16 protein-coding genes are annotated in these 13,625 nt (G+C 74.4%); 10 read left to right on the top strand and 6 right to left on the bottom strand.

Annotated elements, in window-relative coordinates; genetic code table 11:
- Positions 1–2: 2 nt before the first annotated feature.
- Positions 3–1,253, bottom strand: coding sequence for a ricin-type beta-trefoil lectin domain protein (locus ACF1AL_RS20865; protein WP_391826845.1), 1,251 nt, complete (start codon positions 1,251–1,253; stop codon positions 3–5).
- Positions 1,254–1,384: 131 nt separating this feature from the next.
- Positions 1,385–1,930, bottom strand: a complete 546-nt coding sequence (locus ACF1AL_RS20870) for a VanZ family protein (protein ID WP_391826847.1) — start codon at positions 1,928–1,930, stop codon at positions 1,385–1,387.
- Between the two features lie 142 nt (positions 1,931–2,072).
- Here ACF1AL_RS20870 and ACF1AL_RS20875 point away from each other — a divergent pair, with 142 nt between their 5' ends.
- The 6 genes from ACF1AL_RS20875 to ACF1AL_RS20900 all read left to right on the top strand — a co-directional run bounded on the left by ACF1AL_RS20875 (position 2,073) and on the right by ACF1AL_RS20900 (position 6,214).
- Complete coding sequence (locus ACF1AL_RS20875) at positions 2,073–2,393, top strand: hypothetical protein (RefSeq protein ID WP_391826849.1); 321 nt, start codon at positions 2,073–2,075, stop codon at positions 2,391–2,393.
- Positions 2,390–2,842 carry a monovalent cation/H+ antiporter complex subunit F gene (locus ACF1AL_RS20880; protein WP_386419224.1) on the top strand — a complete coding sequence of 151 codons (453 nt, stop codon included), beginning with the start codon at positions 2,390–2,392 and terminating at the stop codon, positions 2,840–2,842. Before ACF1AL_RS20875 ends, ACF1AL_RS20880 begins: the two co-directional genes overlap by 4 nt.
- Before the next feature lie 228 nt (positions 2,843–3,070).
- The gene (locus ACF1AL_RS20885) at positions 3,071–3,340 is read left to right on the top strand and encodes a Na(+)/H(+) antiporter subunit B (RefSeq protein WP_391658617.1); all 270 of its coding nucleotides are present in this window, start codon (positions 3,071–3,073) and stop codon (positions 3,338–3,340) included.
- Entirely contained in the window at positions 3,337–4,098 is a 762-nt protein-coding gene (locus tag ACF1AL_RS20890; RefSeq protein WP_391826851.1) for an MnhB domain-containing protein, read from the top strand. Before ACF1AL_RS20885 ends, ACF1AL_RS20890 begins: the two co-directional genes overlap by 4 nt.
- Positions 4,099–4,103: 5 nt before the next feature.
- A complete protein-coding gene (locus tag ACF1AL_RS20895; protein WP_366838651.1) occupies positions 4,104–4,454 on the top strand; it encodes a sodium:proton antiporter in 351 nt (116 codons plus the stop codon).
- Positions 4,454–6,214, top strand: a complete 1,761-nt coding sequence (locus ACF1AL_RS20900) for a complex I subunit 5 family protein (RefSeq protein WP_391818235.1) — start codon at positions 4,454–4,456, stop codon at positions 6,212–6,214. Before ACF1AL_RS20895 ends, ACF1AL_RS20900 begins: the two co-directional genes overlap by 1 nt.
- On the opposite strand, the gene ACF1AL_RS20905 is transcribed toward ACF1AL_RS20900, so the two are convergent.
- Complete coding sequence (locus tag ACF1AL_RS20905) at positions 6,215–6,892, bottom strand: DUF4230 domain-containing protein (RefSeq protein WP_391777537.1); 678 nt, start codon at positions 6,890–6,892, stop codon at positions 6,215–6,217.
- Between the two features lie 140 nt (positions 6,893–7,032).
- Here ACF1AL_RS20905 and ACF1AL_RS20910 point away from each other — a divergent pair, with 140 nt between their 5' ends.
- Positions 7,033–7,989, top strand: a complete 957-nt coding sequence (locus ACF1AL_RS20910; RefSeq protein WP_391700167.1) for a ribose-phosphate diphosphokinase — start codon at positions 7,033–7,035, stop codon at positions 7,987–7,989.
- Positions 7,990–7,992: 3 nt separating this feature from the next.
- Here the strand turns inward: ACF1AL_RS20910 and ACF1AL_RS20915 are convergent, their stop codons facing one another.
- From ACF1AL_RS20915 to ACF1AL_RS20925, 3 genes are all read right to left on the bottom strand, one after another.
- On the bottom strand, positions 7,993–8,373 hold the full coding sequence (locus tag ACF1AL_RS20915) for an anti-sigma factor antagonist (protein ID WP_391700170.1): 381 nt from the start codon (positions 8,371–8,373) through the stop codon (positions 7,993–7,995).
- Positions 8,374–8,528: 155 nt separating this feature from the next.
- Positions 8,529–10,160: an amidohydrolase gene (locus ACF1AL_RS20920; RefSeq protein ID WP_391826853.1), complete on the bottom strand. Its 1,632-nt coding sequence runs from the start codon at positions 10,158–10,160 to the stop codon at positions 8,529–8,531.
- Between the two features lie 33 nt (positions 10,161–10,193).
- On the bottom strand, positions 10,194–11,672 hold the full coding sequence (locus tag ACF1AL_RS20925) for an APC family permease (RefSeq protein WP_391826855.1): 1,479 nt from the start codon (positions 11,670–11,672) through the stop codon (positions 10,194–10,196).
- 204 nt (positions 11,673–11,876) lie between these two features.
- Here ACF1AL_RS20925 and ACF1AL_RS20930 point away from each other — a divergent pair, with 204 nt between their 5' ends.
- From ACF1AL_RS20930 to ACF1AL_RS20940, 3 genes are all read left to right on the top strand, one after another.
- On the top strand, positions 11,877–12,593 hold the full coding sequence (locus tag ACF1AL_RS20930; protein WP_391826857.1) for a TetR/AcrR family transcriptional regulator: 717 nt from the start codon (positions 11,877–11,879) through the stop codon (positions 12,591–12,593).
- A gap of 80 nt (positions 12,594–12,673) precedes the next feature.
- Entirely contained in the window at positions 12,674–13,138 is a 465-nt protein-coding gene (locus ACF1AL_RS20935) for a pyridoxamine 5'-phosphate oxidase family protein (RefSeq protein ID WP_391700179.1), read from the top strand.
- A 67-nt stretch (positions 13,139–13,205) separates the two neighbouring features.
- Positions 13,206–13,595, top strand: coding sequence for a VOC family protein (locus tag ACF1AL_RS20940; RefSeq protein WP_366838538.1), 390 nt, complete (start codon positions 13,206–13,208; stop codon positions 13,593–13,595).
- Positions 13,596–13,625: the final 30 nt, after the last annotated feature.

Below are 13,625 nucleotides of genomic sequence, written 5' to 3' on the forward strand. Positions count from 1 at the left end.
GCTCAGCCCAGGGTCCACTTCTGGTTGGCGCCGCCCGTGCAGGTCCAGATCTGCAGCCGGGTGCCGTTGGCGGAGTTGTTGCCGGTGACGTCCAGGCACTTGTCCGCCTGCGGGTTGACGATGTCGTGCGCCGCGGTGACCGTCCACCTCTGGTTGGCGCCGCCCGTGCAGTCCCACAGCTGTACCGTCGAGCCGTCCGCCGTCCCGCGGTCGGTGACGTCCAGGCACTTGCCGAGCGCGCGCAGCGTGCCGTCCGCGCCGGCCGTCCACGCCTGCGCGGCGGTGCCGTTGCAGTCGTAGAGCTGGACCGGGGTGCCGTTGGCGGGGTTCGCGCCGGCCACGTCCACGCACTTGCCGGCCAGGCCCCGGATCGGCACGGCCGCCGCCGAGTCGCCGGTCGTCACCGAGACGTGGTCGACGACGAGCTGCTGCGGGAAGACCGTGGAGCCGTCCGGGTCGCCGGGCCAGTAGCCGCCCACCGCCAGGTTCAGGATGAGGAAGAACGGCTTGTTGAACACCCAGGTCTTGCCGCCCAGGTCGGCGGGCGTGCGCCGCTGGTAGACCGTGCCGTCCACGGACCAGGTGATCGAGTCGGGGGCCCAGTCCACGGCGAAGGTGTGGAAGGCGTCGGCGAAGGCCTGCCCGCCGGGCAGGGTGTAGGGGGCGCCGATGCCGCCGGAGCCGGAGTAGCCGGGGCCGTGGATCGTGCCGTGCACGGTGGAGGGTTCGTAGCCGACGTTCTCCATCACGTCGATCTCGCCGGAGTCCGGCCAGTTCACCGGGGTGCCGAGCATCCAGAACGCCGGCCACATGCCCTGCCCGCGCGGGATCTTCATCCGCGCCTCGACGTGCCCGTACTGCGCGGTGAACTTGCCCGCGGTGTTCAGCCGCGCGGAGGTGTACTGGCAGGTGCCGTACCAGCACTGGTAGCCGGCCGGGTTCTCGCGGCGGGCCGTGATGACCAGATGGCCCTGTCCGTCGAGGGCGGCGTTGTGCGTGCCGGACGTGTAGTACTGCCGTTCGTGGTTGTTGACGTTGTCGCCGGTCTCCAGCTGCCACTTCGAGGAGTCCACCGGCGCGCCGGCGGGCCCGTCGAAGGTGTCGGAGAACATCACCGCGGCGGCCGCCGCGTCGGTGTTCGGGGCCGTCGTGCCGGTGCTCTGCGCCCGAGCCGGAACGACCGCGGCGGACGCGGCGAGCAGGGCGGAGGCGGCGGCGAGGAGACATCTGCGGAGCGTGCGCGGACGGGGCACGGCTCTCCCTTCCGTCCGGCGCTCCCGGTGGGCGGGGCGCCGGATCCAGTGGGGGGCGGGGATCGTGTCGCCTCTTGATTCAAGGCATGAACTAAGGGGTCGTCAAGACCTTGGTACGGACCACTCGTCGGTCAGCTGCGCCCGGCCCGCGCGTGCACGGCCCGTCCCAGCCGCCGCCCCAGCAGCACGTAACCCACCAGCGCCCCGGTCGTGTTGAGGATCACGTCGTCGATGTCGAAGGCCCGCCCCGTGATCATCGCCCCCTGTGCCAGCTCCACCAGCAGCATCACCACCGCCGTGAGCAGCAGCACCCGCAGCAGCCTCCGGGCCCGGGGCGCGACCAGCGGCACCAGCACCCCGAACGGCACACCGAGCAGCAGGTTGCCGCCGATCTGCTTCACCGCGTCGCGCAGCGAGGGCTGGTCCAGATACGCCTTCAACGAGCGTCCGGGATGCAGATTGGTGTGCGTGAAGGCCGCCGAGGCGGGGGACGGGCGCAGTGTCAGCTTCGCCAGCACCACGGCGAACGCCACCATCAGGACGAACGCGCAGGCCATGACGAGCAGTCGTACGGCCAGCCGCAGCGGACCCTGCGACGTCTCCTGCTTGCGGGCACGGGGCCCGCGCCGCGCGAACGGCAGCCGGGCGATGGTCGATTCCCTCCAACTTCCCTGCATGGCACGGCGGTTACCCGCGATCCGCCGGGCCACTCCGCCGCCGCTGCCACCGGGCCGCGCGCTCGGGGGCGGTTTCCGTTCGGTCGCCCGGGGCACTGTGGGTGAAGACCCGCGCGTGCCGCCGCCCGGCGGGACACGCGCGGTGCTTGGATGCCCGCAGGACCGGGACCGGGACCGGGACCAGGACCGGGACCGGGACCAGGACCAGGACCAGGACCAGGACCAGGACCGGGACCGGGAGACCGGGACCGGGCGACGGCGGGCGGCGAGGAGGTGGCGCGTGGACGGGCGGACGGCACTGCGCGCCGTGGGTGAACTCCTCGCCTGGTGGGTCGCGCTGGCCGTGCTGTGGCTGGTGCTGATCAGCAGCGTCTACCCGCTGGAGTACGCCGTGGGCGGCGCCGTCGCGGCGGTCGGCGCGCTCGCCGCCCGGGCCGCCCGGCGGGCGGTGACGAACCGGTGAACGGCTGGCTGCTCGCGGCGGCCGTGGTCCTGGCCGGCGGGGCCGGGGCGACGGTGTGGGGCGTGGCGACCGGGCCGCTGCGCCGCCGGGCGATCGCCCAGAACCTCTCCACCGCCCTGGTCTGCCCCGGCCTGCTCCTGCTCGCCCAGGGCTACCAGCGCACCTCCTACGTCGACCTCGCCCTGCTGCTCGCGCTGCTGGGCCCGGTCGGCACCCTCGTCTTCGCCCGGCTGCTCGCCGACGAACTCGCCGACGACCCGCCGCGCGCCCGGGCCGCGACCTGGGCGGCCGCCGGAGTCGGCGCGGTGACCGTCCTCGCGCTGTGCGTGGCCACCGGTCCGGGCCGCGCGATGGTGAAACTGCTGGTGATCGGGGCGCTGCTGGTCGGCGGCAACCTGGTCGCCTCCCGCGCCCTGTCCGGCGGGATCGGCGGGGTGCGCGGTGGCTGACACCCCCGGCACGACATGGCCGGTGCCCGACGTGCGGGAAGACGACCGCACGGCGACCGGCACGCGCAGAGGCGCCGCGGTGACCGACGTGCGCCAGCAGCCCTCTGCGGTGACCGACGTGCGCCAAGGGCCCTCTGCGGTGACCAAAGTGCGCCCACAGCCCTCTGCGGTGACCGACGTGCGCCAAGGGCCCTTTGCCGTGACCGCCGTACGGAAGGAGGCCGGGCGATGACCGACGCCGTCATCGTCGTCGCGCTGCTGCTCGTGGCCGTCGCCGCGACCGCCGCCGTGGTCACCCGCGATCCCGCGCGCCAGTCCCTGGTGCTGTCGGTGCTGGGCGTCGTGCTCGCCGTACTGTTCACCGTGTTGCAGGCACCCGACGTCGGCCTGTCGCAGCTGGCCGTGGGCGCCGCCGTCACCCCGCTGCTCCTGCTGCTGACGGTCCGCAAGGTCCGCCGCCGCGCCCGGGACACGGACGGCGAGGGGAGCACCCGGTGAGCCGGCGGGCCCGCCTGTGGCTCGTCGCGCTGGGCGGCGCGGGCCTGACCGCGCTCCTCGTCGCCGCCTGCCTGGATCTGCCGTCGTTCGGCGGCGCCCAGCACCCCTACGGCTACCGGGCCGTGCGCGCCGCCCTCGCCCGGCACACCGCCAACACCGTCGCCTCCGTCAACTTCGACCTGCGCGCCTTCGACACGCTCGGCGAGATGAGCATCCTGTTCGCCTCGGTGCTCGGCTGCGCGGTCCTGCTGCGCCAGGCCCGCGACGAGCACCGCGCCGCGCCCCGGCCCGCCGAGGTCGCCCGCCCGGTGCGCCGTTACGCGCTCGTCGTGCTGCCCGTCGCCGTGGTCACCGGCCTGTACGTGATCGCCCACGGCCAGCTCAGCCCCGGCGGCGGCTTCCAGGGCGGCGTCGTCACCGCGACCGCCCTGCACGTGCTGTACCTCGGCGCCGACTACCGCGCCCTGGAACGCGTCCGCCCGCTCGGCCCGTACGAGGCGGGCGACGCGCTCGCCGCCTCGGCCTACGTCGTCACCGGGCTCGCCGGGGTCCTCGCGGGCACCGCGTTCCTCGCCAACACGCTGCTGCCGTACGGCACGTTCAACACGCTCTCCTCCGCCGGCACCGTCCCCCTGCTGAACGCGGCCATCGGCATGGAGGTCTCCTGCGCCGTCGTCGTCCTGCTGGCCGGCTTCCTGGACCAGGCCGTGGAGATCGTGGAGGAGCCCGCGAACGGGCAAGGGAGAGGGAAGGGGTGACCGGCGTGCTGCACGTCCTGCCGTATCTCGTCGCCGCCTGGGTGTTCCTGGCCGGCGTCTGCGGCCTGGCCACCAGCCGCAACCTGATCCACGCCGTCGGCTGTCTGTCCGTCTGCCAGGCCGGCACCTACGTCCTGCTGCTGGCTGTCGGCTACCGCGACGGCGCCACCGCGCCGGTGTTCTCCGACATCGAGCCCGGCTCGCGGCCCGTCGTCGACCCGGTCGTGCAGGCCCTCGCACTGACCGACGTCGTCGTCGGTGCCACGGTCACCGCCCTGCTGCTGGCGTTGATCGTGCAGATCGCCAAGCGGCACGGCACGGTCGACCCCGACGAGCTGTCCGAGCTGCGCGGCTGATGCACCACCTCATCCCGCTGCTCGTCGCCGTCCCGCTGCTCGGCGCGGGGTTGCTCGTCGCGGGCGGCCGGCGGATGCCGCGCCCGATCGCCGAGACCGTCGGCTGCCTGGTCTCCGGCGGGACCGCGGCCCTGGCTCTCGTCCTGCTGCTCGACTCCGCGCCGCCCATGGTCGAGTGGGTCGGCGGATGGCTGCCGGTGAACGGGGAGAGCGTCGGCATCGTCCTCGTCGGCGACGGTCCGGGCCTCGGCCTGGCCGCGCTCGCCTCGCTGCTCACGCTCAGCGCCCTGGTGTACTCCTGGCACTACTTCGACGAACCGCCGCGCCGGCATGCCGGGTCCTTCCCCGCGCTGATGCTGCTCTTCCAGGCCGGCATGTGCGGCTTCGCGATCGCCGGCGACCTGTTCAACGCCTTCGTGTTCTTCGAGCTGATGAGCGTGGTCGCCTACGCCCTGACCGGCTACCGCATCGACGAACCCAGCGCCGTCCAGGGCGCCCTGACCTTCGCCGTGATCACCTCGCTCGGCGCGTACGCGATGCTCATGGGCATCGGACTGCTGTACGGGCGCACCGGGGAGCTGTCCCTGACCGGCATCGGCCGCGGCCTGGACGCGCACGGCCCGCCGGACGCCCTGGTGCTCACCGCGTTCGTGCTCGTGATGACCGGACTGCTGGTCAAGGCGGCCGCCGTGCCCTTCCACTTCTGGCTGCCCGATGCGCACGCCGTCGCCCCGACCCCGGTGTGCATGCTGCTGTCCGGGGTCATGGTCGAACTCGGCGTCTACGGCGTGTGGCGCGTGTACTCCACGGTGTTCTCCGGCCCCGGCGGGATCCCGGTGGCGGACGCCGCGCACGCGATGGTGGTGCCGGGCGCGCTGAGCGCCGTGATCGGGGCGGTGATGTGCTGGTACCAGCGGCACGTCAAGCGGCTGCTGGCCTACTCCACCGTCGCCCACACCGGCCTGTTCCTGCTCGGCGTCGGGCAGCTCACCCCGGAGGGCGACGACGGGGTCGCCCTGTACCTCCTCGGGCACGCCGGGGTGAAGGCGGCGCTGTTCGCGTGCGCGGGCATCCTCCTCGACCGCTTCGGCTGCCTCGACGAGCACGTGCTGCACGGCCGGGGCCGCGGGATGCGGCCGGTCGCGGTGATGTTCGCGGCCGGCGGGCTCGCCCTGGCCGGGCTGCCGCCGTTCGGCACCGCCCTCGGCAAGGCGGTCGGCGAGGAGGCGGCGGGCGGCCCGCTCACCGTGCTGTACGTCGCCGTCTCGGCGATCACGGCGGGCGCGGTGCTGCGGCTGACCGCGCGGATCTTCCTCGGGCTCGGGCCGCGGCCGCCGGAGAGCGCGGAGTACGAGACGACCGGCGCCGACGAGGAGCCGGAGACCGGGCGCCGGCTCACCCGGATCCCCGACACGATGACCGTGGTGCCGGCGGTGCTGCTGGCCGCCTCGCTCGCCGTCGGCACGGTGCCCGGCTTCGCCGGCGTGGTCGCCGACGCGGTGAACACCGCCGGCTCCGGCGGGGTGCGCGCCGAGGTGCACTGGACCCTGCCCGGGGTGCTGCTGGGCCTGCTGTCCGCGGGGCTCGCCGTGGCCCTGGCCTCGGTCGCCGTCACCCGCCCGCACCTCCTCGCCGCACCCGGCTGGGCCCTGCCCCTGCGCCGGCTGCAGTCCGGGCACATCGGCGACTACGTGGCCTGGATCCTGGTGGGCACGACGCTGCTCGGGGCGCTCGTCCTGCCCGGTGTCCTCGGCGGCTGATCAGCCGTAGGAGACGCGCACCTGGGTGAAGCCCAGGGAGCGCAGCAGGCCCTGCAGCATGGCCGTGGTGTTGCTCTCGGCGCGCGCGGTCAGCCCGCTGCCCTGCGCGGCCTGGCCGATGTGCCGGACGGCGAGCTTCTGCACGGCCTGCTCGCTGTTGGGGTTGTCCGAGAACAGGTCGCCGAGCCGGTCGAGCAGGCCCCGCTGCTTCGACACCGCGTAGGAGTGGTCGGCGTCGAGGGCCGGCCGGCCCAGTCGCGCGTGCGGCAGCCGCAGGGTCGCCGCGGTGCGGTCGCCGTTCACCGTCACGTCCCGCTCGCCGACCTGCCCGAGGTCGACGTAGGCGTCGACGGTGCCCGTGCCGACGTACAGCGTGCGGGTGCCGCGGATCGCGTCGGGCAGGAACCGGGCGTCCTTCTCCAGGTCGACGACGACCTGGAAGGTGCCGGAGGCGGCGTCGAAGCGGCTGAGGTCCCGGACCGACTTCAGCAGGGCCGGTCCGGAGCGGTCGTGGGTGTCGGTGCCGAACAGGTCCCGCAGCCCCGGCAGCACGCTGAGGCGCAAGCCCGCGAAGAACACGGCGATCACCAGCACCACCGACAGCAGGACCTTCGCCCAGCCGGGCAGGCGGCGGGACGGGCGGGCGGGGGCGGGGGCATCCGTGGCAGACGTCGTCATGGCGACGGCCCTCCTTCCTGACATCCACCTGCCCGCCAAAGCCGTTGTCAGGCCCCGGAGTTCGGCGGCGGGGAGCCCGGGTGCCCGGCGGGTACACCAGTCGGCGGGACCACCGGCCGACCTGCCCACGAGGAGCCCCAGTGCGCGACATCGCCGTCTTCAGCGGAAGTGCCCATCCCGAGCTGGCCGAGGAGGTCTGCGCCCAGCTCGGGGTCCCGCTCAGCCCGACCCGGGTGAGCCGGTTCGCCAACGACTGCCTGGAGGTCCAGCTGCGGGCCAACTGCCGGGAGCGGGACGTGTTCCTGATCCAGCCGCTGGTCCGGCCGGTCCAGGAGCACCTGGTGGAGCTGCTGCTGATGTGCGACGCCGCGCGCGGCGCCTCGGCGGCGCGGATCACCGTGGTCCTGCCGCACTACTCCTACGCCCGCTCCGACAAGAAGGACGCGCCGCGCATCTCGCTCGGCGGCCGGCTGGTCGCGGACCTGCTGGTGGCGGCCGGGGCAGGCCGGGTGCTGGCGATGACGCTGCACTCGCCGCAGGTGCACGGCTTCTTCTCCGTGCCGGTGGACCATCTGCACGCCCGGCGGGAGTTGGCCGCGCACTTCGGGCAGTACGACCTCAGCCGCACCACGGTCGTCTCGCCGGACCTCGGCAACGCAAAGGAGGCCGCCGCCTTCGCCCGGATGATCGGCGCGCAGGTGGCCGCCGGGGCCAAGCAGCGCTACGCCGACGACCGGGTCAGCATCAGCGCGGTCATCGGCGACGTCGCCGGACGGGACGTGATCGTCCTCGACGACGAGATAGCCAAGGGCAGCACCGTCCTGGAACTGCTGGCGCGGCTGCGGGAGGCCGGGCCGCGCTCGGTGCGGGTGGCGTGCACGCACGGGCTGTTCGCTGCGGGCTCGCTCAAGCGGCTCAGCGAGCAGCCGGACGTACTGGAGATCGTGTGCACCAACACCGTGCCGGTGCCGCCCGGGGAGCGCACCGGCAAGCTGCGCGTCCTCACCGTCGCCCCGGCCCTCGCCGAGGCCGTGCGGCGCATCCACAACGGCGAGTCGGTCAGCGCCCTGTTCGACGCGCCGCGCGCCACACCGTGACGGTCACAGGGAGCCGGACGTGGCCCCGGGCCGGCCGAGGGCCGCTTCCCGGGTCGGCCGGGGCGGCAGCAGCCTGGCGAGGCCGGTCACCCGCAGCACCCGCAGGGTCAGCGGGTGGGTGCACACGAGCAGGATCCGCCCGTCCCGCTCCAGCACCCGGCGCCGGGCCCGGTACAGCAGGCGCAGTCCCGAGGCGTCGAAGAACTCCACCCCGCTCAGGTCGATCACCACGCGCGGCCGGGGGCCGGCGGTGGCGCGGTCGAGGTGCGGGATGATCTCGGCCGCCGCGGCGATGTCGATCTCGCCGTGGAACTCCAGCACCGTGTGACCCCGGTCGGCGCGGACACGCACATGGCGCGTGGGCGGAGCAGGGTCCTGCTGCACGACGGCATCGCCTCCAACCCGCTGCGTGGGCGGGAGCCCCAAGTGGGGCCCCCGCACTGCAAGTTACCCTCGGCCGACGCTATTTGAGCATGTTCGATTGACATATGTCGTCGAATTGCGACCGAGTTTGATCGGGTGGTGGCTGAAGGTGCCGGTCAGGCGTCGGCGGCCGCGTGGACCCGCGTCCCTCCGACATAGGTCAGCGCCACCCGCATCCGGCCGAGCGTCTCCGGCGCGACGGCGAACGGGTCGCCGTCGAGCACCACCAGGTCGGCCAGGGCGCCCACGCGGACCTCACCGGTGTCGTCCAGATGGTTCACGAACGCCGAGTCCGCGGTGTAGGCGGTGAGCGCGGCCGCGAGCGGGAGACGCTCGCCCGGCAGGAAGACGGGCCCACCGGCGCCCGGTTCCACCCGGTTCACCGCCACATGGATGCCCTGCAGCGGGTCGGGGCTGCTGACCGGCCAGTCGCTGCCCGCGGCGAGCCGCGCGCCCGAGCGCAGCAGCGACGCGAACGGGTACTGCCACGCCGCGCGTTCGGGCCCGAGGAAGGGGATCGTCAGCTCGTCCATCTGCGGTTCGTGCGCGGCCCAGAGCGGCTGGATGTTCGCCACCGCGCCCAGCCGCGCGAAGCGGGGCACGTCGTCCGGGTGCACCACCTGCAGATGCGCCAGGTGCGGGCGGGTGTCGCGCGGCCCGTTCGCCGCCCGCGCCGCCTCGACCGCGTCCAGCGCGTCCCGTACGGCGCGGTCGCCGAGCGCGTGGAAGTGGCACTGGAAGCCGAGCGCGTCCAGCTCGGTGACGTACTTCGGCAGCTGCCCCGGGTCCACGAAGCTCGTGCCGCGGTTGGCGGTGACGCACCCGCAGGCGTCCAGGTACGGCTCCAGCAGCGCCGCCGTGCCGTTCTCCGCGACGCCGTCCAGCATCAGCTTCACGCTGCCCGCCCGGAACCGGCCCGCGCTCGACTCGTGCCGCTTCTCCACCAGTTCGGGGATCTGCTCGGCCCCGCGCTCCCGGTCCCACCACAGCGCGCCGCGCACCCGGGCGGTCAGCGAGCCGTCCCGGGCGGCGTCCCGGTAGGCGACCGAGGGGTCGGGCATGCCGAGGAAGTTCCCGACGAGCGCGTCCTGCCAGGCGGTGATCCCGAGGGCGTGCAGGGTGCGCTGCGCGTGCAGCAGCGCCGCGCGCAGGTCGGCCGGCGAGGGCGGCGGGGTGAGCCGGCCGACCAGCTGCATCGCCCCCTCCTGCAGCGTGCCGCTCGGCTCCCCGGACGCGTCCCGCTCGATCCGCCCGTCGGCCGGGTCGGGCGTGTGCCGGGTGACCCCGGCGCGCTCCAGGGCGCGGCTGTTCACCCAGGCGCCGTGGTGGTCCCGGTTGGGCAGGTACACCGGCCGGTCCGGTACGACGGCGTCCAGCAGCTCCTTCGAAGGCGTGCCGCCCGCGAAGGCCTCCATCGACCAGCCGCCGCCGGTGATCCACTCCCGCTCGGGATGGGCGGCGGCGTACGCGCGCACCGCCGCGACGGTCTCCTCGGCGGTGCGCGCACCGGTCAGGTCGCACTGGGTCAGCTCCAGGCCCGCCGGGACCGGATGCACATGCGCGTCCTGGAAGCCGGGCAGCAACAGCCGCCCGGCGAGGTCGACGACCTCCGTGCGCGGCCCGGCCAGCTCGCGCAGCTCGTCGCCGCCCACCGCGATGATCCGGTCACCGGTGACGGCCACGGCGGTGGCGGTGCGGCCCTCGGGCGTGAGGACGGGGCCGTTGAGGAAGAGCAGGTCGGCGTGCATGGGTTCCTTTCGTCGGACGGGGGCGGGGCGGGGTCACGGAAGAGTGGTCAGCAGCTCGGGCGCGTCCGCGTCGGTGCCGGCGCCGGTGCGGAAGTACGGCGACCTGCGGCCCCACTTCGCCCACGCGGCGGCCACGCAGCCGGACGCGATCATCAGCAGCGGCATGAGCAGCAGGAACCAGCCGTTGTCCGCGCGCAGCGCGAAGTGGTCGGCGGAGGTGAGGAAGGACCAGCCGAGGTAGCCGCCGAGCCCGAGCAGCGCGGCGGCGCTCAGCGCGGGCAGCACCACCGCCCGCACCCCCTGCCGCCGATCGGTGCGCAGCAGCCCGCGGAAGCGCACGGCGGCGGCCAGCGCGGTCAGCGCGTAGGAGAGGGCGACGACGATCCCGACGGCGTTCACGGTCGCCATGATCATGTCCGCCAGGCGCGGGATGACGAGCGACAGCGCGGCCACCGCCATCGCCAGCGCGCCGATGAGGAGGGTCCCGGCGGCCGGGGTGCCGTAGCGCGGGCTGACCCGTGACCACACCGGGCCGAGCGTGCGGTCCCGCCCCATGGCGAACATCGCGCGGGCCGTCGGGATCACCCCGGCCTGCAGAGAGGCCACCGCCGAGAACATCAGCGCCACCAGCGGCAGCACCGCCAGCGGCCGGTCGGCCAGCCGGTCGCCGAAGAACGCCAGCCCCTGCGCGCCGTGCCCCACCAACTCGTCCTCGCTCAGCACCCGCTGGAAGGCGATCGAGCCGAGCAGGAACAGCGCCAGCATCGTCGCCAGGGTGATGAACCCGGCCCGTGCGGCGTCCCGCGGCTCACGGACCTCCTCGTTCACGCTGAACGCGGACTCGAAGCCCCAGTAGCAGAACACCGACAGCAGCAGTCCCTGCGCGAGCGCCTCGGGAGAGGGCAGGGCGAACGGATCGAACCACTCCCAGCGCAGCGGGTGCGGGCCGACGGCGATGCCGTAGCCGCAGAAGGCCAGCAGCACCGCGTACTCGAAGACCAGCAGCCCGGTCTGCAGCCGTGCCGCGGTGCGCGCGCCGGTGACCGCGGTGAGGGTGACGGCGGCCAGGACGACGATGCCGACGGCCGTGGTCTGCGCGGTCGACCCGGGATCGAGGGCGAGCCCGCCGGCCCGGCGCAGCCCGGCGTCCCCGGCGAGCTGGAGCAGTGCCGAGCCGGTGACGGCCGTCGTGTAGGCGAGGAAGGCCACCGTCGCGACGATGTTCACCCACCCCACCAGGAATCCCAGCCACGGCGAGAGCGAACGGCCCACCCACACATAGCCGTTGCCCGCGTTGGGCTCCACCCGGTTCAGGCGCGCGTACGCGCCCGCGATGCCCAGCACCGGCAGGAACGCCAGCAGCATGATCGCCGGCAGGTGCAGCCCGACGACGCCGGCCGTGACGCCCAGCCCGATGCCGATGCTGGTCGTGGCCGCCGTACTGGAGGCGGCGATGGCGACGCCGTCGAGCACACCGAGGGATCTGCGCAGCGGGGGTGGCTGGTTCGACATGCCGGCACTCTCCTCGCACCAGGGGGCCCGGACGGGCCCCGGTGAGCCGTCATGGAACCGTCGCGGCCCTTCACAGGTCAACGGTGTTGTCATAAGGTCACCGGCACCCGGAGGTGCCACCGGCCGTACGGCGCCCCGGGACCCAGCACCGCGCCTCGGCGGCGGCACCGCGGCCGGGGCGGCCCGGCACCCGGAGACCCCGCCATGACCGACCGTGTCGTCCCGCCCGGCGCCCGCCGGCGCCGGCGCCCCACCAAAGGGGGCGTCGTCCTGTCCGAGGAGCTGATCGTCGCCACCGCGCTGCGGCTGATCGAGGAACACGGCGCCGACGCCCTGTCGGTGCGCCGCCTCGGCCGCGCGCTGGGCGCCGACCCCAGCTCCCTGTACCGCTACTTCCGGCACACCGACGACCTGATGCTCGCGGTCGCCGACGAGCTCATCGGCCGTACCCTGCGCAGTTGGCGGCCCACCGGCGACTGGCGGGCCGACCTGCGCGAGCTCGGCCTGCGCATGCACGCCGGCGCCCTCGCCCATCCGCGGGCGGCCGTCCTCAGCGCCCACCGCGTCACCGGGCCCGTCCACGAGATCGCCGCGGTGGAGGCCGTGCTCGGCGTGCTGCGCGGCGCCGGCTTCCCCGACGCCGACGCCGTGCGCGTCTACCACGCCTTCGTCGACCAGGCTCTCGCCTTCGGCGCCCTGGACTCCGCGGGCACCTCCCTGCCCGCGTCGGCGCGCGAGGCGGAGGCCGAGGTCTGGCGCTCGACCTACACCCGGCTGCCGTCCGCCACCCACCCGAACATCGCCGCCACCGCCGGGCGGCTGATCGCGACGATGCGGCACAGCTCGTACCCGGCGGCCCTGGACCTGCTGCTGACCGCGGCTGCGGCCCGCCTGGCGGAGGTCACCCGAGACTCGGTCTAGCCCTGGCCGCCGGGGGCCGGGCCGCCCGGCCGGCGCAGGTGCGGGTGCGGGGCGGGCGGTGACGGCCGAACACTGGTGGCATGAGCCGAGCAGCCCCCCGCACCGCACAGCAGCGCAAGCGCGACACCCTGCACCGCTTGGAACACGACGTGGACGCCTGGGTCGCGACGGCCGGCGAGGACGGCTCGGGGCCGCACCTGGTCCCGCTGTCCTTCGTGTGGGACGGCGCCACCCTGCTGCTCGCCACCGCCGCCGCGAGCCGCACCGGGCGCAACCTGGCCGCCACCGGCGTCGCCCGCCTCGGCATCGGCCCGACCCGGGACGTCGTCCTCGTCGAGGGCACCGTCACGGCCGTCGAACCGTACGACCTGCCCGAGGAGGACGCCGAGATCTTCGCGGCCAAGACCGGCTTCGACCCGCGCGAACTGGACACGCCCTACCGGTACTTCAGGGTCCTTCCGCGCCGGATCCAGGCCTGGCGCGAGGCCGGTGAACTCGACGGGCGGGAGCTGATGAGCGCCGGGCGGTGGCTGGTGACGGACTGAAACCGGGGTATCCGCAGGGTCGAGGGGCGGCCCGCCGCCGTCCCGCCCGGACCCGCGGAGGAGAGAGATGGCCCTGTTCACGGCCGGCGTGGTGGTGCTCGACTGCGCCGAACCCGAGAAACTCGCCGAGTTCTACACGGCGTTGCTGGACGCGGAGCAGGTGGAGGCGACCGCCAACCGGGTGGAGATCCGCGGCGCGGACACCCGGCTCGCCTTCCGCCGCGACATGAACGCGACCCCGCCCAGCTGGCCGCGGCCCGAGAACTCCCTGCAACTGCACCTCGACTTCCTGGTCGAGGACCTCGACGAGGCCGAGCGCCGGATCGTCGGCCTGGGCGGGCGCCCCCTGGAGACCAAGGACGCCTCCGGCCGCTACGAAGAACGCGGCTACGCCGACCCGGCAGGCCACTCCTTCACGTTGCGCCGCGTGGTGCCCACGGCACCGAAACAGGGCTGAGCGGAGGCGGCCCCGGCCGGCCGGGGCCGA

It is taken from the genome of Streptomyces sp. NPDC014801 (assembly GCF_043082085.1).
Classification (GTDB): domain Bacteria; phylum Actinomycetota; class Actinomycetes; order Streptomycetales; family Streptomycetaceae; genus Streptomyces.

Bases quoted from the DNA above. Each gene is read 5' to 3' on its own strand.
- ACF1AL_RS20870 (WP_391826847.1), bottom strand. From the start codon at position 1,930: ATGCAGGGAAGTTGGAGGGAATCGACCATCGCCCGGCTGCCGTTCGCG.
- ACF1AL_RS20885 (WP_391658617.1), top strand. From the start codon at position 3,071: ATGACCGACGCCGTCATCGTCGTCGCGCTGCTGCTCGTGGCCGTCGCC.
- ACF1AL_RS20900 (WP_391818235.1), top strand. From the start codon at position 4,454: ATGCACCACCTCATCCCGCTGCTCGTCGCCGTCCCGCTGCTCGGCGCG.
- ACF1AL_RS20905 (WP_391777537.1), bottom strand. From the start codon at position 6,892: ATGACGACGTCTGCCACGGATGCCCCCGCCCCCGCCCGCCCGTCCCGC.
- ACF1AL_RS20920 (WP_391826853.1), bottom strand. From the start codon at position 10,160: ATGCACGCCGACCTGCTCTTCCTCAACGGCCCCGTCCTCACGCCCGAG.
- ACF1AL_RS20925 (WP_391826855.1), bottom strand. From the start codon at position 11,672: ATGTCGAACCAGCCACCCCCGCTGCGCAGATCCCTCGGTGTGCTCGAC.
- ACF1AL_RS20930 (WP_391826857.1), top strand. From the start codon at position 11,877: ATGACCGACCGTGTCGTCCCGCCCGGCGCCCGCCGGCGCCGGCGCCCC.
- ACF1AL_RS20935 (WP_391700179.1), top strand. From the start codon at position 12,674: ATGAGCCGAGCAGCCCCCCGCACCGCACAGCAGCGCAAGCGCGACACC.
- ACF1AL_RS20940 (WP_366838538.1), top strand. From the start codon at position 13,206: ATGGCCCTGTTCACGGCCGGCGTGGTGGTGCTCGACTGCGCCGAACCC.